The sequence below is a fragment of the Streptomyces cathayae genome, from assembly GCF_029760955.1.
GTDB classification, from domain to species: domain Bacteria; phylum Actinomycetota; class Actinomycetes; order Streptomycetales; family Streptomycetaceae; genus Streptomyces; species Streptomyces cathayae.
The window spans coordinates 1448773-1467988 of sequence record NZ_CP121682.1 but is presented as its reverse complement, the minus strand read 5'-3'; the positions used below and the strand labels follow the sequence as shown (position 1 = coordinate 1467988).

The window sequence follows — 19216 nt, the reverse complement described above, 5'->3', positions numbered from 1 at the left end:
GGCGCGCACGCGGCGGTCCGGTCTTCCGGCCGCCGCGTGCGCACCGGGGAGGGGCGTCAGCACACCCAGGGGCTCTTGGACCTCAGCCGAAGGGCGAGGCCGGCCCGCCCGCGATCTCCATCAGCCGTACCGCTCTGCGCTCCCGCCGGGACACCTCGCACGCCTCCGCGACGCGCAGCGCCTGCAGGGCCTCGCGCCCGTCGCAGGGGTTGGCCCGCTCACCCCGCACCACCTCGACGAACGCGATCAGTTCCGCCTCGTACGCAGGCCCGAAACGCTCCACGAACCCGGTCCACGGCTTGTCCGCGGCCGGCGGTCCGGTCGGCTCGGTGGACGCGATCGGCGTGCGCTCGTCGAGGCCGACCACGATCTGGTCCCGCTCCCCGGCCAGCTCCATGCGCACGTCGTAGCCCGCCCCGTTCATCCGCGTCGCGGTGAGGGCGGCGAGCGTGCCGTCGTCGAGGGTGAGGAGCGCCGCGCCGGTGTCCACGTCGCCCGCCTCGCGGAACATGGCCGGACCGGCGTCGGAGCCGGTGGCGTGGACGTCCGTGACCTCCCGGCCGGTCACCCAGCGCACGAGGTCGAAGTCGTGGATCAGGGTGTCCCGGTACAGACCGCCGGACTGCGGCAGATACCCGGCGGGCGGCGGTTCCGGGTCGCTGCTCATGGCCCGTACGGTGTGCAGCCGGCCCAGCCGTCCCGAGCGCACGGCCTCGCGCGCGCCCAGGTAGCCCGGGTCGAACCGGCGCTGGAAACCCATCTGGAGCACGGTCCCGGCTGCCTCGACCTCCGTGACCGCCTGTAACGTCCCGGCCAGATCCAGGGCGATGGGCTTCTCGCAGAACACCGGCAGCCCCGAACGGGCCGCCCGGCCGATGAGTTCGGCGTGGGCGGACGTGGCCGTCGTGATCACCAGGGCGTCCACCCCCCAGGTGTAGATCTCGTCCACCCCGGGCGCCGCCGTCTCGCCGAGCCGCTGGGCGAGTGCCTGGGCCCGAGCCGGTTCCGCGTCCGTGAGGATCAGGGAACCGACGTCGCGGTGCCTGCTGAGTGTGTGGGCGTGAATAGTGCCGATACGGCCCGTACCGATGACCCCGATGCGCATGGGAACAAACTGCGGCCCGCGCCCCTCCCTGTCAATTCACATGTCCGGACAACCGAACTACACGACTTCCCGTCAACCATGCGTGGTACTACGCTCGGCCCGTGCCGAAACCAGGAGTGGACCCGACCGTGCAGCTGGAGCTGAGCGTGGACCGCGGCTCCCCCGTCCCGCTGTACTTCCAGCTCGCCCAGCAGCTGGAGGCCGCCATCGAGCACGGCAGGCTGACCCCCGGGAGCCTGCTGGGCAACGAGATCGAGCTCGCCGGCCGGCTCGGCCTGTCCCGGCCGACGGTCCGTCAGGCCATCCAGTCCCTCGTCGACAAGGGACTGCTCGTGCGGCGGCGGGGGGTGGGCACCCAGGTGGTGCACAGCCAGGTCAAGCGCCCCCTGGAGCTCAGCAGCCTCTACGACGACCTGGAGTCGGCGGGCCAGCGCCCGGCCACGAAGGTCCTGGTCAACACGGTCGTCCCCGCGTCCGCCGAGATCGCCGCGGCCCTCGGGGTGGCCGAGGCGGGCGAGGTGCACCGGATCGAGCGGTTGCGGCTCGCGCACGGCGAGCCGATCGCGTACCTGTGCAACTACCTGCCGCCCGGGCTGCTCGACCTGGACACCGGGCAGTTGGAGGCCACCGGCCTGTACCGGCTGATGCGGGCCGCCGGAATCACCCTGCACAGCGCCCGCCAGACCATCGGCGCCCGCGCCGCCGGTGCCGTCGAGGCCGAGCGGCTCGGCGAGGAGACGGGCGCCCCGCTGCTCACCATGGAGCGCGTGACCTTCGACGACACCGGACGCGCCGTGGAGTTCGGCACCCACATCTACCGGCCCGGCCGCTACTCGTTCGAGTTCCAGCTGCTGGTACGACCGTGATGCCGGTGCGAGCCGGGGTGAGCGGGTACGGGCGTCCCGGTGAACGCCGGGTGACGTGAGCCGACCTTCCTCACATTGTCCGGACAATGTGACCGGCTCCGGGGTCGGGTGCGGAGGGGGGCGTTGCTCCGGTTATGGGGCCGCCGGCGGGCGGCAGGAGGCCGCCGTGGGCGTCCCGGGAGCGGCGGGCGTCACGCGATGCCTTTGCTCCCGGGTACGCTCCCCGGGGTCACCGTGAGGCAGAATCGGCGGCAATGAGCACCTACCGCGACCTCACACTGCCCAGGGCGCTGAGTTCCACTCGGGCGGGCACAGCCCCCGTCGGCTCCCGCCGTGCACCCGTGCTCCGCACGGTCGGCACCCGGGAACGCCGCTCCCACCTGTCGGCACCGCGCGTACCGACCGTCGGCATCGACATCGGCGGTACGAAAGTGATGGCGGGCGTCGTCGACGCCGACGGCAACATTCTGGAGCGGCTCCGCACCGAGACCCCGGACAAGTCGAAGAGCCCGAGAGTCGTCGAGGACACCATCGTCGAACTGGTGCTGGACCTGTCCGACCGGCACGACGTGCACGCGGTCGGCATCGGCGCGGCCGGCTGGGTCGACGCCGACCGCAACCGCGTGCTGTTCGCCCCGCACCTGTCGTGGCGCAACGAACCGCTGCGCGACCGGCTCGCCGGACGCCTCGCCGTCCCCGTCCTGGTCGACAACGACGCCAACTCCGCCGCCTGGGCCGAGTGGCGCTTCGGCGCCGGGCGTGACGAGGACCACCTCGTGATGATCACGTTGGGTACCGGCATCGGCGGCGCGATCCTCGAGGACGGCCAGGTCAAACGCGGCAAGTACGGCGTCGCCGGCGAGTTCGGCCACATGCAGGTCGTCCCCGGCGGCCACCGCTGTCCCTGCGGCAACCGCGGCTGCTGGGAGCAGTACAGCTCCGGCAACGCACTGGTCCGGGAGGCGCGCGAACTGGCCGCCGCCGACTCGCCGGTCGCCTACGGGATCATCGAGCACGTCAAAGGGAACATCGCCGAGATCAGCGGCCCGATGATCACCGAGCTGGCCCGCGAGGGCGACGCCATGTGTATCGAGCTCCTCCAGGACATCGGCCAGTGGCTCGGCGTCGGCATCGCCAATCTCGCCGCCGCCCTCGACCCCTCCTGCTTCGTCATCGGCGGCGGGGTCTCGGCCGCCGACGACCTGCTGATCGGCCCCGCGCGGGACGCCTTCAAGCGCCACCTCACCGGCCGCGGCTACCGCCCCGAGGCCCGTATCGTCCGCGCCCAGCTCGGTCCCGAGGCCGGCATGGTGGGCGCCGCCGACCTCGCCCGCCTGGTCGCCCGCCGCTTCCGCCGCGCCAAGCGCCGCCGGGTCGAGCGGTACGAGCGGTACGCGGAGGTCCGCCGGACCCCCCAGGAGACGCTGTGACGGGTGATCTCCTCCCGCAGACCCGCTTCCCCGGCAGGCCCCGGCCGCCCGAGGACCGCCGGCACATGATCCGCCGCAGGGCGCTCACCCTGCTGACCATCGTGCTGCTCATCGGCGTCCCGGCCGGGTACCTGGTGATCTCCGCGAACCAGAGCCGCGCGAGCGGCAAGGACAAGGAGGCGAGGTACTCGGCCAACAGCCTGACCCAGGGCTGGCCGACGAAGCTGCAGCGCCGCCTCTACCAGGTGCCGGTCCCGCACCCTGCCTGGTGGGTGGCCTCCTACGAGACCAACAACTGGAAGACCAGCCGTCTCTACGTCGAGTTCGAGACCACCGACGCCGGCCTGAGCGCGTTCCTCACCAGCATGGGGGTGCAGCAGGACGAACTGAAGCGGGACGAGATCACCATCGGCGACCGCGACCGGGAGGTCACCGGCTGGAAGTTCGACCGCCCCGGCCTGTGGTACGGGCTCGTCAACGAGCAGAAGGAGCCCGCGCCGACCCACGATGTCGTCGTCAACCACGGCAAGCCGGGCTTTCCCAAGGTGTACGTCGTCTCCCGGACGGTTCCCTGACCCCACCGCCGCTCCCTCGCTCCCCCCTCGCCCCGGCCGGCCCGGTCAGGGCGCCGGGACGGATTGTCAGTGCCCGTCCGTAGAGTCGAGGACGGTCGAGGTGACCACGCGGGCGGAGCGGGCAGGAGCGGGCGGGAGGTGGCAGGACGGATGGGCGAGGGGACGACCGTGACGGCCGAGCGGCGCACGGCCGGGGCGGAGAGCGCAGGGATCGCCGAGAGTGCTGTGGGCGCCGAGAGTGCTGTGGGCGCAGAGGCGATGGAGCCGGCGGAGATCTCTGTCGGGCTCGCCGCGGTGTTCCTGCCCGCACCCCTTCCGCGCGACGGACGGATCGCCTTCTACGACCCCGAGGGCGACCCCGTCGAGCCCGTCGACTCCACGGGTCCCACGGGTCCCACGGGTCCCGCGGACCCCATGGTGCTGACCGCCCCCGGGCCGGAGCCCGCCCCGCGTGCCCGGCTCACCGTCACCCACCCGCACGGCGCCGGGGTGCGGCGGCGGACGGTCGGCGCCCACTTCCTGTCCCTCGACCAGGCCCTGCCCCTGCTGGTCCGCGCCCGGCACGACCCCGCCGCCCATCCCGCCACCGCCTGCTGGGGCGCCGCCGCCCTGCACGCGCTGCGGCTCACCGCCCGCGGCCGGCTGCTGCCCGGTCTGACGCCCACCGGTCACGACGCCTGGCGGGCCGGCCCGCTCGACCCCGACGACGTGGCGCACCTGCGCGCGGTGGCCGCGGCCCTGCCGTTCGAGGGGCACGCGGTCCCGCTGCCCGGCTCCGGCCCGCTGCGGCTGCCGGAGCCGGGAGCACTCGTCCGCGCCTTCCTCGACGCGGTCGCGGACACCCTGCCCCGCACCCCCGCCGCGCCGTACGCCTCGGGGCTGCCGTTCGCCGCGCGAAAGGCCCAGCGGCTGCCCGGCGCCCACGACTGGGCCGCCGAGGTCGCCGCCGGCATGGACGCCGGGGTGCGCGTCTCGCTCCGCCTCGACCTCTCGGCGTTCGACCTGTTCGACGGCGCCGACCGGAGCGCGGCCGGCGACGGCGCGCGCGCGGCCGGTGCGGCGATCGTCCAGGTGCACAGCCTCGCCGACCCCACCCTCGTCGCCGACGCGGCGGCCCTGTGGGCGGGTACGGCGGACCGTGCGTTCGGCCCCCGCGCGCGGGTGGACGCGGCCCTCGCCGTCCGCCGGGCGGCCCGTGTCTGGGCCCCGCTGGACCGGCTCTCCGACCAGGACGTACCCGACGTGCTGGCCCTGTCGGAGGACGAGGTGAACGATCTGCTCGGCGTGGCCGCGACCCGGCTCGCGGCGGCCGGTGTCGCCGTGCACTGGCCCAGGGACCTCGCCCAGGACCTGACCGCGACGGCGGTGGTCCGGTCGGCCCCCGGTGCGGCGACCGACGGGAGCGGTTTCTTCGAGAGCGAGGACCTGCTGCGGTTCGGCTGGCAGCTCGCGCTCGGCGGCGATCCGCTCACCGAGGCCGAGATGGACGCCCTGGCCGAGGCCCACCGCCCGGTCGTCCGGCTGCGCGACCAGTGGGTACTGGTCGACCCGGCCCTCGTCCGCAAGGCCCGCACACGGGAATTGGGCCTGCTCGACCCCGTCGACGCGCTGTCCATCGCCCTCACCGGCACCGCGGAGGCCGACGGCGAGACCGTCGAGGCGGTCCCGGTCGGCGCCCTGGCGGTACTCCGCGACCGCCTCACCGCCGGCGTGCGGCCCGCCGACCCGCCGCCCGGACTCGACGCCACCCTGCGCGACTACCAGCTGCGCGGCCTGGCCTGGCTCGACCTCATGACCTCGCTCGGCCTCGGCGGCTGCCTCGCCGACGACATGGGCCTGGGCAAGACGATCACCCTCATCGCGCTGCATCTGAAGCGGGCCCGCACCGAGCCGACACTGGTCGTCTGCCCGGCCTCCCTGCTCGGCAACTGGCAGCGGGAGATCACCCGGTTCGCGCCCGGCGTCCCCGTGCGCCGCTTCCACGGCCCGGACCGCACCCTGGACGACCTGGCCGGGGGCTTCGTCCTCACCACCTACGGCACCATGCGCTCGGCCGCCCCGACACTGGCCGCACAGCGCTGGGGCATGGTCGTCGCCGACGAGGCCCAGCACGTCAAGAACCCGCACTCGGCCACGGCCAGGGCGCTGCGCACCATTCCGTCCCCGGCGCGCGTGGCGCTCACCGGCACCCCCGTCGAGAACAACCTCTCCGAGCTGTGGGCCCTCCTCGACTGGACGACCCCCGGGCTCCTCGGCCCGCTGAAGTCCTTCCGCGCCCGGCACGCCCGCGCGGTGGAGAACGGCGAGGACGAGCAGGCCGTCGAGCGCCTCTCCCGCCTGGTGCGGCCCTTCCTCCTGCGGCGCAGGAAGTCCGACCCGGGCATCGTCCCCGAACTGCCGCCGAAGACCGAGACGGACCACCCGGTCCCGCTCACCCGGGAACAGGCCGCGCTCTACGAGGCGGTGGTGCGCGAGTCGATGCTCGCCATCGAGACCGCCCAGGGCATGGGCCGCCGCGGTCTGGTGCTGAAGCTGCTGACCGCGCTCAAACAGATCTGCGACCACCCGGCGCTCTACCTCAAGGACGAGCACGCACGGGCCGGCGGCGACCGCATGGCGGCCCGCTCGGGCAAACTGGCCCTGCTGGACGAACTGCTGGACACCCTGCTCGCCGAGGACGGATCGGCCCTGGTCTTCACGCAGTACGTCGGCATGGCCCGGCTGATCACCGCGCATCTGACCGGGCGCGCGGTCCCGGTCGAGCTCCTCCACGGAGGTACGCCGGTACCGGAGCGGGAGCGCATGGTGGACCGCTTCCAGAGCGGTACGACCCCCGTCCTGGTCCTCTCCCTGAAGGCGGCGGGCACCGGCCTGAACCTCACCCGCGCGGGCCATGTCGTCCACTTCGACCGCTGGTGGAACCCGGCGGTCGAGGAGCAGGCCACCGACCGCGCCTACCGCATCGGCCAGACCCAGCCGGTCCAGGTCCACCGCCTCATCACCGAGGGCACGATCGAGGACCGTATCGCCGAGATGCTGGAGGCCAAGCGGGCCCTCGCCGACGCGATCCTCGGCTCCGGCGAGTCGGCGCTCACGGAACTCTCCGACCGCGAACTGTCCGATCTGGTCTCCCTGCGGAGGACGTCATGACGCCCCGCCCGTCCGACCAGGCGCGGGAGGCCCTGCGGGCGGCCCGCCGGCGCGCGAACGCCGAACCGGCGGACACCGCACCGGCGGACACCGGCACCCCGGACCGGCACCCCGCGCCCGCCGCCGCGCCCGACCCGGACCCGGGCACCGGGGCGCGCGGGCAGGCCGCGGACCGGGAGCAGCGCCCGGGTGACGTGGCCCGCGACGCCCTGCGCAGGGCGGTGCTCGCCCGACGCGCGGCGGGAACGGGACACCCCGAAGCGACCGGGCCCGCGGACGCGTCGGGGGAGAGGGGCACAGGAGCAGAGAAGGGCGACGAGGGCGACGAGGGTACGGACACCACCGCACCGTCGGCAGCCGCAGCCCCCCGGAACCGGCCGATCGCGCCGGACCGGCCGATCACGCCGGATCCGCCGGACCGGTCCGGCCGACGTCCCGGTGACATCGCGCGGGAGGCCCTGCGTTCGGCCCGGGAGGAAGCGCTGCGCGCACACACGGAGACAACCGACCGGGAGACCGACGACCGGGAAACCGGTGTGCGGGAAACAGGCGACCGGGAGACCGCCGTGCGGCGTGCCGGGAGCCTACCGTCGGGCACCGTTCCCCGGGTCCCGCGCACCACCCGGGGCGACCGCGCCGAGAGCGCCCGGCCGGGTGAGCGAGCAGCGGGCGGAGGAGCGCACCAGGTACGGGAACTGCTCACCGGCGCCCTCCCCTCACCCCCCGAGGCGGACGAACCGGCCCCGAAGCCCGACGGAACCCGCCCCGAACCCCCGGCCCGCCCCGAACCCCCGACCCTCCCGGCGCCCCCGGCTTCTTCCACCCCCTCCGCCTCCCCGCCGTCGCACACCCCCCGCTCCATGGCCGCCCCCGCCCGCGACGGCGAGCTGCGCCGCACCTTCCCCGCGTTCCCGCCCGGCGCCTCGGCCGGACCGGGGTTCGCCGAGACCTGGTGGGGCAACGCGTGGGTCACGGCGCTGGAGGAGGGCGCGCTGGACACCGCGCGGCTGGCCCGCGGACGCCGGTACGCGGAGCGGGGACACGTCGACGCCGTCACCGTCACCCCCGGGCTCGTCCTCGCCTACGTCCAGGGGAGCCGCCCCCGCCCGTACCGGGTGCAGGTGCGGCTGCGCACCTTCGGGGACGCCGACTGGGAGCGCTTCCTGGACACCGCCGCCGACCGGCCCGGCGACATCGCGGCCCTGCTGGAAAAAGAGCTGCCCCAGTCCCTCGCCGACTGCGGGGCCCCGCTGCTCCCCCGTCCCGGGGACCTCGAACCGCAGTGCAGCTGCCCCGACTCCGGGCACCCCTGCAAGCACGCCGCCGCCCTCTGCTACCAGACCGCCCGGCTGCTCGACGCCGACCCGTTCGTGCTGCTCCTGCTGCGCGGCCGGGGCGAGCACCAGGTGATCGAGGCCCTGTCCCGGCGCAGCGCGGCCCGCGCGGCCCGCGCCACCCGGGGCAGGGAACCGGAGTCCCTCCCCGGAGTGCGGGCCGGTGAGGCCGTCGCCCGCCGCTGCCTCCCGCCGCTTCCGGCCCCGCTGCCCCCGCCCCCGCACCCCGAGCAGCCGCCCGTGTACCCCGCGTCCCCCGGCGGCCCGGACCCGTTCGCGCTCGACCAGCTCGCCACCGACGCCGCCGCCCGCGCGCACGCCCTGCTCACCACCGGCCGCGACCCCGTCGGCGGGCTCACGCTGTGGCAGGACGCGGTACGGCTGGCGGCCGCCCGCCCCGGCTCCGGGCTCACCGCGGCCACCCGCGCGCTGTACTCCTCGCTCGCCCGAGCGGCCGGGCGCACCCCGGCCGAGCTGGCGCGCGCGGTCGCCGCGTGGCGCCAGGGCGGTCCGACGGGACTCGACGCACTGGAGGACCCCTGGGACCCGCCGGCCGGCCGCTTCGACCGCGCCCGCCCACTGCTCCTCGCCGCCGACCTGCCCGCCTTCCGTCCCTGGCGCAACCACCTCACCCACCCCCGCGGACACGTCCAGCTCCGCCTCGGCCGGGACCACCTCTGGTACGCGTACGAGTCCGAACCGGGCCACGACGACTGGTGGCCCCGCGGCACCCCCGACCCGGACCCCGTCGGCGCCCTCACCGGCCTGGACGCCCTGGACGCCCTGGACAGCCCGGACATCCGATGACCGGCCCCGCTTCCGGACCGTCGGCACCCTGATGGTCGACCGCGCTTTTCCGTCAGTTTTCGCAATTGGCCCACGAGAAGCACACAAAGCCATCACCATGTGACGTGACGGATGCGTCGACGACTGGCTTCTGAGGGGGATGCCGGCGTCGCGCGCGGGGGTGCGTCGGCTCCGGTGGAGCGGTGTCCACCCCTGTCCGTGGGAGGGGACTGCACCGCATGAAGCGGATCACACGCACCGCCGTGTTCACGGTGGGCGCACTCATCGCTGCCCTGGGTGTGCCGGGCGCGGCCGCGCACGCCGCCGACGACTTACCCCGCGTCGACCTGCGTGTCCTGGTCGTCAGCGACGGGGGTCCGGCCGTGGACGCGATCGCGGCCGAACTGAGGACCGCCGGCACGCCGTACACCGAAGTGGACCTCACCCGGTCCGACCGCCCCGTCATCGACTCCGGCTTCCTCGCCGACACCGTGGACGGGCTGCCACGCGCCAAGTACCAGGCGGTGGTGCTGCCCAACGACAACCCGTTCCCGGCGAACTCGCCCGAGATGACGGCGCTCGCCGCCTACGAGCGGACCTACGACATCCCGCAGGTCGACGCCTACACCTACGCGCGCCCGGAGGCGGGCCTGGAGTACCCGGTCGGCGACGGCTACGCCGGCAGCATCGACGGGGTGCGGGCCGAGGTGACCGACGCGGGCCGGGCAGGCCCCTTCGGCTACCTGGACGGCCAGGTCCCCTTCGAGGACAACTCACCTGCCGTGAGCGAAAGTTACGCCTACCTGTCGACCCCCGTGGCCGGCGCGGACTTCACTCCGTACGTCGAGGCCGCGATCCCGGGCGGGACCGGGCGGGGTTCGCTGGTGGGGGAGTACCGGCACGACGGACGGCGGGAACTCGTCGTCACCTTCGTCTACAACCAGCACCAGCAGCAGTTCGGACTGCTGGCCCGGGGCATCGTGGACTGGATGACCGGCGGCGTGCACCTGGGCGCCTCCAGGAACTACTTCGCCGTGCACGTCGACGACGTCCTCGCCGCCGACGACCGCTGGGACACGGAGCTGAACTGCACTCCCGGCGACGTCGACTGCCCGGAGGGCGAGGGCACACCCGACCCGATCCGCATGCTCCCCGCCGACGTGGACCACGCCACCTCCTGGCAGAGCGAGCAGGACTTCACCCTCGACCTCGCCTACAACGGCGCCGGCAGCGTCGACCACCGCCAGGGCAACGGCGGAGCCGACCCCCTGGCGGACAGACTGATCGCCGAGCGGGACCGGTTCCGCTGGATCAACCACACCTACACGCACTCCTTCCTCGGCTGCGAGCAGGACACATCGGTGGTGCCGTGGCGGTGCGCCACCCACGCCGACGGCAGCACCAAGTGGGTCGGCCGCACGGCCATCGCCGACGAGATCGCCGCCAACCGCGTCTGGGGAGAGACCGCCGGACTGCCCCTGCACGACGACGAGTTGGTGACCGGCGAACACTCCGGACTCAAGGTGCTGCCGCAGCAGCCCGAGGACAATCCGAACCTGGCCCCCGCCCTCGCCGACAACGGCATCACCTGGCTCGCCTCGGACAACTCCCGCGACCCCGTGCAGCGTCGGGTCGGGCCGGCCACGACCGTCTCGCGCTACCCGATGAACGTCTTCTTCAACGCCGGGCGGACGGCCGAGCAGGTCGACGAGTACAACTGGATCTACACCGGTCGTGCCCAGGGCGGAAGCGGCATCTGCGAGGACAACCCGGCCACCACGACGTGCCTGCCGGCTCCGCTGGACCCCGCGACGGGGTACACCGGGTACATCGTCCCTCTGGAGACCCGGATCGCGTTCGGCCACGTCCTCGCCAACGATCCCAAGCCGCACTTCATCCACCAGTCCAACCTGGCCGAGGACCGCATCGCCTACCCGGTCCTGGACGGCGTACTCGACGGCTACGAGGCCCTGTTCGCCGACGACACCCCCGTGGTGAACCTGCGGATGAAGGACATCGGCGCCGAACTCCAGCGCCGTGCCGCCTGGGCCGACGCCCTGCGGGAAGACCAGGTCACCGCCTACCGCGTCGGCGGCACGGTGACCGTAGAGGCGCCGGACGGCACGGCCGTCACCGCCACCGCGCCCGCCGGGACCACCCTCGCGGGAGACGCGTTCGGCGAGGCCTACGCGGGCCGGGTGTCCGGCTGGACGCGGACGGCGGGCCAGGCCGCCCTCTCCTTCACCCTGCCGGCCTCCGCCACCGACGGCGACGGAGCGGCCCCGGAGGCGAAGGCTCCGGTCGCCGAGCCGGCCCCGGACACCCGGGTCCCCGCCGGCGTGCGGGACCACGTGCCGTACACCGCGCGGAACTGAACGGCCCACCGGCCCACCCGAGGCACCGGCCCCGGTCACCGACGGGTGACCGGGCGCCGGGGCCCGCCCCGGCGCGATCCCCGCCCCGGCGCGATCCCCGCCCCGGCACGATCCCCACCCCGCGCCGCACCCCACCCCACCCCGTACCCGGCCGTGGAGCCCACCGATGTACGTTCACCACGGCGCGCGCCGCCCCAGCTCGGCGCGCGTCACCCTGCTCACCGAAGGCACCTATCCGCACAGTCACGGCGGTGTGAGCGTCTGGTGCGACCAACTCGTCCGCGGCATGCCCGACATCGACTTCGACGTCCTCGCCGTCACCGGCACCGGCCGCGAACCCGTCGTGTGGGACCTGCCCGCACACGTCTCGAACCTCCTGACCGTCCCGATGTGGGGACCCCCGCCCGCGGGCCGTCCGCCCGGGCGGCGGCCGCGCGAAGTCCTGGCCGGTGCCTACGAGCAGTTCCTGACGGCGCTGCTCGACCCGTGCGCGGAGAGCGGATTCGCCCCGGCCCTGTACACCATGGCGCGGGCCGCCGCCGACGGAACACTCGGCCCGTTCCTGCGCGGCGACCGGGCGATCGCCGTGCTGACCGCCGTGTGGAACCGCCGGGGCCTGGTCGTCCGTGAGGCCCGCCCCACGCTGCACGACGCGGTCACCGCCACCGGACTGCTCGAGCACGCCCTGCGCCCGCTGGCCGCGCCCCTGCCGAGGGACGGGGTCGCCCACGCGGTCAGCGGGGGGATCGCCGTCCTGCCCGGACTGGCCGCCCTGGAACGGCACGGCGTCCCCCTGCTCCTCACCGAGCACGGCGTCTACCTCCGCGAGCGTTACCTCGGCTACCGCACCGGCCCCTACCGCTGGCCGGTCAAGGCGCTCGTCCTGGGCTTCTTCCGGCTGCTGGCCGAGGAGAGCTACCGCAGGGCCGCCCTGATCACACCGGGCAACCGCTACAACCGGCTGTGGGAGGAGGAGGGCGGGGCCGACCCGGCGTCGATCCGCACGGTCTACAACGGGGTGGACCCGGAGGCCTTCCCGCCGGCCGGACCCGAACCGGAGGCGCCGACCCTCAGCTGGGCCGGCCGCGTCGACCCGATCAAGGACCTGGAGACCCTCGTCCGGGCCCTCGCCCTGGTCAGGGCGGAACAGCCCGGCGTCCGGCTGCGGCTGTTCGGCGGGACACCCCGGGGCGGGGAGGCCTACCGGGAGCGGTGCGAGGCCCTGGCCGCCGAACTCGGTCACGGGGACGCCGTCGTCTTCGAGGGCCGCGTCGACGACATCAGGGACGCGTACGCCGCCGGCAACGTCGTGATGCTCTCCAGCATCAGCGAGGGCTTCCCCTTCACGCTGATCGAGGCCATGTCCTGCGGGCGGGCGACGGTCTCCACCGATGTCGGCGGAGTCCGCGAGGCCGTGGGTGACGCGGGTCTCGTCGTACCGCCCCGGGACCCGGCCGCGATGGCCGCCGCCGCGCTGGAACTGCTCGGCGATCCCGCACGGCGTGCGGCCCTGGGGGAGGCCGCCCGGCTCCGGGTGATCGAGCAGTTCACCCTGCGCCGGACCGTCGACACCTTCCGCGCCGTCTACCTCGAGCTCTCCGGCCCCCGGCGGCAGCCGGCCGGCCGTGCCGCACCGCCCCCGGACGAGCGCACACAGGTTCCGTCACCCGGGGCGACGAGGAGCGTGGCCGTATGAGCGGCCCCATGGCACTGGAACCGGGCGGGGCCGAACAGGACACCCTCGCCCTCCGGCCGCCCGCCGTACTCCGGCCGCCGCGGGCCCTCCCGGCCGACGACACCACCCTCACCATGCGATTACCGCGGCCCGTGCCGGACCAGGAGGAGGTGGACCGGCTGGCCGCCGACCTGGCCGACCGCATCGGCCCCGCCGTGCACCCCTACGAGGTGGCCGCGCTGCTGGAGGCGGAAGGACTGCCCACGGACGTGATCCGGCGGCGGTACGGCCATCCGAACCTGTTCTCCTTGGCCTCCGCCCTGTACGAGCGCGTCCCCAGGACGTTCCCCGACCTCGCCCCCGCCCCCGACCCCTGGCGTCCCGACACCGTGCGCTGCCTGCTGCGCGGCGTGCTGTTCGCCCTGCCCGGCCTCGCCTACCTGCTCGTCGCACCGCTGGGGCAGGCGGCACGGCACGCGCCCGCCCTCATCGCGGCCGGCGTCGTCTCCTGGGCCTGGGGCCAGGCCCTGGGGCACCGCGCCCACCTGCGCCTGGCGACGGGGCGCCACGAGGCGGGCCGCACCCTGCTGACCGGAGCCGTCCTCGGCGCGGCCCTGGCCACGGCGACCGCGGCCGTGGTGGCCGGCGGCGGACCGGTCGTCCTGGCCGCCGCCGCACAGTCGCTGTACCTGGCCGCCGCCTCGGTGCTGCTGGTCCTCGCCCGGGAACGGCTGCTGCTGGCGGCCCTGACACCGCTGATCGCCGGCGCCGCGTTGCTGCCGTGGCGGGAGCCCGGCCCCGTGCCGAGGCTCGGTCTGCCCCTGCTGGCGCTGGCGGCCACGCTCGCCACCACCGGCCGGGTGCTCCGGGGCGTGCTCGGCACCCCGCCCGTCCCCGGCGCGCGCCGGCCACCGCTGCGGGCCTCCCTGCCCTACGGACTCTTCGGCCTCGCCGCGGCGTCCCTGGTCCTGCTGGAGGGCCGACAGCATCCGTACGCCGTGATCGTGCTGACCGTGAGCATGGGACCGGCCGAGTGGCTGCTGTACCGCTACCGCGGCCGGTCGGTCGCGGCGCTGCGGGCGACCGCGACGCCCACCGCCTTCCTCCTGCGGTCGGCCGGCCTGCTCGCTCTCTGCCTGCTCGCCCACCTCCTGCCGCTGACGCCCGCGGCCCTCCTCACCGGAGCCGACCCCGCCGCCCTGCTGCTCCTCGCCGCGACACTGTGGACCGCCCTGCTGCTCCAGGCGTTCGGCATCGCCTGGCCCCCCGCCCTGATCTGCCTGACCGCCGCGGGCTGCGCCGCCCTGGTCACCCTGCTGCGCCTGCCACCGGGCCCGGCCGCCCTGCCGCTGTGCTGCGCCGCCGCGGCCCTGTGCCTGTCGGTGTGCGTGCTGTGGCTGCTCGGCCGGCCGGCGGTACACGCCTGACCGCCCGCGCGCACGACATCACCACCACCCGCGACCCGTACCGCACCGTCGCACCGCACCCGTTCAAGCAACCGGAAGGACACCTGCGTTGACCTCCGCACCGCTCGCCGCCGTCACCGGGGCCGAAGGCTTCATCGGCTCCCACCTCACCGAAGCGCTCGTCGCCGCCGGACACCGCGTCCGGGCCATGGCCCAGTACAACTCCTTCTCCTCCTACGGATGGCTGGAGACCCTGTCCCCGGACGTCCTGGACCAGGTGGAGATCGTCCTCGGCGACGTCCGGGACCCCGGATCGGTACGCGGACTGCTCGAAGGGGCCGACAGCGCCTACCACCTGGCCGCGCTCATCGCGATCCCGTACTCGTACCGGGCGCCGCACAGTTACGTGGACACCAATGTCACCGGCACCCTCAACGTGCTCGAAGCGGTACGCCAGTTGGGCACACCGAGGCTGGTGCACACCTCCACGAGCGAGACCTACGGCACCGCGCGGACCGTGCCGATCACCGAGGACCACCCCATCAACACCCAGTCCCCGTACGCCGCTTCGAAGGCGGGCGGGGACCGGCTGGCCGACAGCTACCACGCGAGCTTCGACACGCCGGTGGTGACGCTGCGGCCGTTCAACACCTTCGGCCCGCGCCAGTCGATGCGCGCGGTGATCCCCACCGTCATCGGCCAGGTCGCGGCGGGGGAACGCACCATCACCCTCGGCGACCTGCGGCCCACGCGGGACTTCACCTACGTGAAGGACACGGCGCAGGCCTTCCTCGCCGTCGGCACCGCACCCGCCGAGCAGGTCGTGGGCCGCACCTTCAACGCCGGGACCGGCGGGGAGATCTCGGTCGGCGACCTCGTCGCGCTGATCGGCAAGGTCATGGACAGTGCCCTCGACGTGCGGGAGGACACGGCACGGCTGCGGCCCGCCAACTCCGAGGTGATGCGCCTGGTCGCCGACGCCACCCGGCTCGCCGCCGCCACCGGCTGGAAGCCCGCCCACACGCTGGAGCAGGGGCTCGCCCGGACCGTGGAGTTCTTCCGCGACCCGGCCCACCTGGCCCGCTACAAGACCGGCATCTACAACATCTGACCCGTCCGGCCCGCACCACCCGGCCCGCACCACCCGGCCGGTGTCCGGCACGTCCCCGGGAACACGAAGGATCCGAAGGAGAAGCCCCATGCACGCAGTGATACTGGCCGGAGGCAAGGGCGTCCGGCTGCGGCCCTACACCACAGCCCTCCCCAAGCCGCTCGTCCCCATCGGCGACCAGCACGCCATCCTGGAGATCGTGCTGCGCCAGCTCGCCACGTCCGGCTTCACCCACTGCACCATCGCCATCGGCCACCTCGGCGAGATCATCCGCGCCTACGTCGGCGACGGCTCCCAGTGGGGCATGGAGATCGACTACGCCACCGAGGAGAACCCGCTGGGCACGATGGGCCCCCTGCTCTCGTTGCGCGAGCGGCTGCCCGAGACCTTCCTGGTGATGAACGGCGACGTCCTGACCGACCTCGACTACGCCGACGTCCTGAACCGGCACCGGGAATCCGGTGCTCCGCTGACCATCGCGACCTACGCCCGCAAGGTCCGCATCGACTTCGGCGTGCTGACCACCCGGGCGAGCCAGGTCGTCGCCTTCACGGAGAAGCCCAGCATGGACTACCGCGTCTCCATGGGCGTCTACGGGCTGTCCCGCTCGACGCTCGAGGGCTACACGCCCGGCCTCCCGCTGGGCTTCGACGAACTCGTCCTGGACCTCCTCGCCGCCCAGCACCCGCCGCACGCCTACGAGTTCGACGGATACTGGCTGGACATCGGACGCCCGGACGACTACGACCGGGCCAACGCGGAGTTCACCACCCGCAAGTCCATGCTGCTCAAGGGGGCCTGAGCAGCCATGCGCGTTCTCGTCCTGGGCCGCACCGGTTACCTGGGCCGTCATGTCGTCGCCCACCTGCGCGGCCTGCCGGACACCCAGCTGCCCGAGGCCGGCCGTTCGACCGCGGGGGCCGGCGCGGGTCTGCGCGTCGACCTGGCCACCGACTCCCCCGACCGGCTCGCCAAGACCCTGGCGGAGGCGGCGCCCGACGCCGTGATCAACTGCGCGGGCGCGACCGCCGGGGACGCGGTCACCCTGGCCGAGGTCAACACCCGCGGCCCCGCCGTCCTGTGTGCGGCACTGCGGCAGGCCGCTCCCCGGGCACGCCTGGTGCACCTGGGGTCGGCCGCCGAGTACGGCCCGGGGGAACAGGGCACCAAGGTGACGGAGACGGCGGCGACCCGCCCGCTCGGACCGTACGGCGCGACCAAACTCGCGGGCACGGCGGTGGTGACGGCCTCCGGCCTGGACGCGGTGGTGCTGCGGGTGGGCAATCCGGTGGGACCGGGCGCGCCGCCCACCGGGCTGCCCGGCAGGGTCGCCGCCCTGCTGCGCGAGACCGGCGCGGCCGAGCCGGAGGCAGGAACAGGGGCGGTACTGCGGCTCGGTGACCTGTCCGCGTACCGCGACTTCGTCGACGCACGCGATGTCGCACGTGCGGCGGTGCTCGCCGCCTTGGCGGCCGGGCCGCTCCCGCCCGTGCTCAACATCGGCGGCGGCGAGGCGGTCCGGGTGCGCGACCTGGTGCACCTGCTGGCCCGCCGGGCCGGTTTCGGGGGACGAATCGAGGAGGCCGCAGGGGCCACGGGGGCCACGGGCGGATCGGCCCGCTCGGCGGCGGTGTCCTGGCAGTGCTCCGACATCACGGCGGCGGGCGAGGCACTCGACTGGCGTCCCTCGTACCCCCTCGAGGAGTCACTGGCCGCGCTGTGGGCGGACGCCGGCGCGGAAGGCGGCCGTACGCCGTGAGCCTGCTGATCCCCCTGTACGTCCACCCGGCCGAGGACCCGGGTGCCTGGCACCGGCTGATCACGGCAGCCGACCGCACCCACTCCGTCGTGCTCAACCCCGCGAACGGCCCCGGGACCGGGCCGGACCAGGCGTTCACGGCGGTCGCGGAGGCGCTGCGGGCGGCCGGAGCCCGGCTGCTCGGCTACGTCGACACCGACTACGGCGCGCGGGACCCGTCCGCGGTCACCGCCGACGCGCGCCGGCACCGGGAGTGGTACGCGGTCGACGGCTGCTTCCTGGACCGGGTGAGCGCGGGGCCGGACGGCCTGCCGGGCTGCCGCAGGCTGGTCCGGTCCCTGCGCGGGGCCGGCGCGCGGACCGTCGTGCTCAACCCCGGAGTGGACCCGGCGCCCGGCTACGTCCGCCTCGCCGACCTGACCGTCACCTTCGAAGGACACTGGTCCACCTACGCCGCCGCGTTCAGCCGCCCCGCCCGGACGAAGCCGCACCCACCGGAACGGATCTGCCACCTCGTCTACGGCGTGCCCGAGGCACTCGTACCCTTGGCCGTACGCACCGCACAGGACCGCGGCGCCGGGGTCTGCTGCCCCGTGACGGGCGAACTGCCCAACCCATGGGCCGAGTTGACCCCTGCCCTGACCGTGGCCGAAACCGAGGGACGAGCATGACCGGGAAGCCTCCGCCCCACACGCCCGCGCCGAGGGTGCCGGCCGCGTCGACCGCGCCGCCCGTGCTGATCGCGTCGGTCGTGCTGCTCGTGCTGGCCGTCACGGCCCTGACCGGGTGCTCCGCCCCGCCCCGCACCTCACCGGAGGCCCCGACCGGGACCTCCCCCGCCCCCGGCGGGGAACGCTGGCGCCCGCGCCCCGGGCTCGCCTGGCAGTGGCAGCTCGACGGCAGGGCCGACCCGTCGGTCGAGGTGCCCGTCTACGACATCGACGGCTTCGAGAACACCGCCGCGGACGTGGCCCGCCTCCACCGCGACGGCCGCAAGGTGATCTGCTACGTCAACGTCGGCGCCTGGGAGGACTTCCGGCCCGACCGGGACGAATTCCCGCGCTCCGTCCTCGGCAGGAACAACGGCTGGGAGGGCGAGCGCTGGCTGGACATCCGCCGGATCCCCGTACTGAAGCCGATCATGGAGCGACGGTTCGACATGTGCCGGGACAAGGGCTTCGACGCGGTGGAGCCGGACCTGATGGAGGGCTACGGCAACGACACCGGGTTCCCGCTCACCGCCGCCGACCAGCTCCGCTACAACCGCATGATCGCGGACATCGCGCACGCACGCGGTCTGTCGGTGGGCCTCAAGAACGACCTGCCGCAGATCCCGCAGCTCGTGGACGACTTCGACTTCGCCGTCAACGAGGAGTGCGCGCAGTACGGCGAGTGCGCCGAACTCACTCCGTTCATCGAGGCGGGCAAGGCGGTCTTCCACGTGGAGTACGCGGAGCCGACCGGTGAATTCTGTGCCGAGTCCCGCGAACTGAAACTGTCGTCCATGCGCAAGAAGCTGGAACTGGGGGTCTGGCGGGACCCGTGCTGACCCCCGGACACCGCTGACCCCCGGACACCGCTGCGCCGCGTACGCCGAACGCGGCGCAGAGGTGTCCGGTTCTCACCGGTCCGCGGTAAATGCCT

The 19216-nt window shown here is 74.3% G+C and carries 14 protein-coding genes; 13 read left to right on the top strand and 1 reads right to left on the bottom strand.

Annotated features, from left to right (window positions below):
- Positions 1-82: 82 nt before the first annotated feature.
- On the bottom strand, positions 83-1105 hold the full coding sequence (locus PYS65_RS06705) for a Gfo/Idh/MocA family protein (RefSeq protein WP_279332862.1): 1023 nt from the start codon (positions 1103-1105) through the stop codon (positions 83-85).
- A 128-nt stretch (positions 1106-1233) separates the two neighbouring features.
- On the opposite strand from PYS65_RS06705, the gene PYS65_RS06700 reads away from it, so the two are divergent.
- The 13 genes from PYS65_RS06700 to PYS65_RS06640 all read left to right on the top strand — a co-directional run bounded on the left by PYS65_RS06700 (position 1234) and on the right by PYS65_RS06640 (position 19121).
- Positions 1234-1971: a GntR family transcriptional regulator gene (locus tag PYS65_RS06700; RefSeq protein ID WP_279337882.1), complete on the top strand. Its 738-nt coding sequence runs from the start codon at positions 1234-1236 to the stop codon at positions 1969-1971.
- Between the two features lie 254 nt (positions 1972-2225).
- Positions 2226-3401, top strand: coding sequence for an ROK family glucokinase (locus PYS65_RS06695; protein ID WP_279332860.1), 1176 nt, complete (start codon positions 2226-2228; stop codon positions 3399-3401).
- Positions 3398-3976: a sugar kinase gene (locus PYS65_RS06690; protein ID WP_279332859.1), complete on the top strand. Its 579-nt coding sequence runs from the start codon at positions 3398-3400 to the stop codon at positions 3974-3976. The genes PYS65_RS06695 and PYS65_RS06690 overlap by 4 nt, the downstream gene beginning before the upstream one ends.
- Before the next feature lie 258 nt (positions 3977-4234).
- Positions 4235-7126, top strand: a complete 2892-nt coding sequence (locus PYS65_RS06685; RefSeq protein ID WP_279337881.1) for a DEAD/DEAH box helicase — start codon at positions 4235-4237, stop codon at positions 7124-7126.
- Positions 7123-9267, top strand: coding sequence for an SWIM zinc finger family protein (locus PYS65_RS06680; RefSeq protein WP_279332858.1), 2145 nt, complete (start codon positions 7123-7125; stop codon positions 9265-9267). The genes PYS65_RS06685 and PYS65_RS06680 overlap by 4 nt, the downstream gene beginning before the upstream one ends.
- A 218-nt stretch (positions 9268-9485) precedes the next feature.
- Positions 9486-11621, top strand: coding sequence for a hypothetical protein (locus tag PYS65_RS06675; protein WP_279332857.1), 2136 nt, complete (start codon positions 9486-9488; stop codon positions 11619-11621).
- Positions 11622-11787: 166 nt separating this feature from the next.
- Positions 11788-13317 (top strand): GT4 family glycosyltransferase PelF, encoded by a 1530-nt coding sequence (gene pelF / locus PYS65_RS06670; protein ID WP_279332856.1) that lies wholly within the window; start codon positions 11788-11790, stop codon positions 13315-13317.
- Entirely contained in the window at positions 13314-14723 is a 1410-nt protein-coding gene (locus tag PYS65_RS06665) for a hypothetical protein (protein WP_279332855.1), read from the top strand. The genes pelF and PYS65_RS06665 overlap by 4 nt, the downstream gene beginning before the upstream one ends.
- Before the next feature lie 88 nt (positions 14724-14811).
- Positions 14812-15813 carry a GDP-mannose 4,6-dehydratase gene (locus PYS65_RS06660; protein ID WP_279332854.1) on the top strand — a complete coding sequence of 334 codons (1002 nt, stop codon included), beginning with the start codon at positions 14812-14814 and terminating at the stop codon, positions 15811-15813.
- 88 nt (positions 15814-15901) lie between these two features.
- A complete protein-coding gene (locus PYS65_RS06655) occupies positions 15902-16615 on the top strand; it encodes a sugar phosphate nucleotidyltransferase (RefSeq protein WP_279332853.1) in 714 nt (237 codons plus the stop codon).
- Between the two features lie 6 nt (positions 16616-16621).
- The gene (locus PYS65_RS06650) at positions 16622-17572 is read left to right on the top strand and encodes an NAD-dependent epimerase/dehydratase family protein (RefSeq protein WP_279332852.1); all 951 of its coding nucleotides are present in this window, start codon (positions 16622-16624) and stop codon (positions 17570-17572) included.
- A complete protein-coding gene (locus PYS65_RS06645) occupies positions 17569-18243 on the top strand; it encodes a spherulation-specific family 4 protein (RefSeq protein ID WP_279332851.1) in 675 nt (224 codons plus the stop codon). The genes PYS65_RS06650 and PYS65_RS06645 overlap by 4 nt, the downstream gene beginning before the upstream one ends.
- Complete coding sequence (locus PYS65_RS06640) at positions 18240-19121, top strand: endo alpha-1,4 polygalactosaminidase (protein WP_279332850.1); 882 nt, start codon at positions 18240-18242, stop codon at positions 19119-19121. The genes PYS65_RS06645 and PYS65_RS06640 overlap by 4 nt, the downstream gene beginning before the upstream one ends.
- Positions 19122-19216: the final 95 nt, after the last annotated feature.

What these genes read in the sequence shown, in the direction of transcription:
- PYS65_RS06665 (WP_279332855.1), top strand. Translation starts at nt 13,314, where the DNA reads ATGAGCGGCCCCATGGCACTGGAACCGGGCGGGGCCGAACAGGACACC.
- PYS65_RS06695 (WP_279332860.1), top strand. Translation starts at nt 2,226, where the DNA reads ATGAGCACCTACCGCGACCTCACACTGCCCAGGGCGCTGAGTTCCACT.
- PYS65_RS06680 (WP_279332858.1), top strand. Translation starts at nt 7,123, where the DNA reads ATGACGCCCCGCCCGTCCGACCAGGCGCGGGAGGCCCTGCGGGCGGCC.
- PYS65_RS06705 (WP_279332862.1), bottom strand. Translation starts at nt 1,105, where the DNA reads ATGCGCATCGGGGTCATCGGTACGGGCCGTATCGGCACTATTCACGCC.
- PYS65_RS06650 (WP_279332852.1), top strand. Translation starts at nt 16,622, where the DNA reads ATGCGCGTTCTCGTCCTGGGCCGCACCGGTTACCTGGGCCGTCATGTC.
- pelF (WP_279332856.1), top strand. Translation starts at nt 11,788, where the DNA reads ATGTACGTTCACCACGGCGCGCGCCGCCCCAGCTCGGCGCGCGTCACC.
- PYS65_RS06685 (WP_279337881.1), top strand. Translation starts at nt 4,235, where the DNA reads ATGGAGCCGGCGGAGATCTCTGTCGGGCTCGCCGCGGTGTTCCTGCCC.
- PYS65_RS06675 (WP_279332857.1), top strand. Translation starts at nt 9,486, where the DNA reads ATGAAGCGGATCACACGCACCGCCGTGTTCACGGTGGGCGCACTCATC.
- PYS65_RS06655 (WP_279332853.1), top strand. Translation starts at nt 15,902, where the DNA reads ATGCACGCAGTGATACTGGCCGGAGGCAAGGGCGTCCGGCTGCGGCCC.
- PYS65_RS06640 (WP_279332850.1), top strand. Translation starts at nt 18,240, where the DNA reads ATGACCGGGAAGCCTCCGCCCCACACGCCCGCGCCGAGGGTGCCGGCC.